Source organism: Enterobacter sp. UNJFSC 003 (assembly GCF_036903355.1).
Taxonomy (GTDB): domain Bacteria; phylum Pseudomonadota; class Gammaproteobacteria; order Enterobacterales; family Enterobacteriaceae; genus Enterobacter.
Genome location: NZ_JBAKHK010000174.1, coordinates 1 through 270 on the forward strand (window position 1 = coordinate 1; position 270 = coordinate 270).

The window sequence follows — 270 nt, forward strand, 5'->3', positions numbered from 1 at the left end:
TTAAGCTGTCCGGCATCACATCGCTGGTGGGCGGCGTGATTGGCATCATCAGCGGAATTACGCAATTACATGCTGGTGTAACTTTAGTCGCCCATTTTGCCACCCCTTTTGACTTTGCCGATTTAACCCTGCGAATGGATAGCCTCTCGGCATTTATGGTGCTGGTTATCTCCTTGCTGGTGGTGGTTTGTTCGCTCTATTCATTGACTTATATGCGCGAATACGAGGGCAAAGGCGCGGCGGCGATGGGCTTCTTTATGAATCTTTTCA

General features: G+C 49.6%; 1 pseudogene. It reads left to right on the forward strand.

What is annotated here, in order from left to right:
• Positions 1-270 (forward strand): annotated as a pseudogene (locus tag V5P19_RS23660) (hydrogenase); the annotation flags it as partial.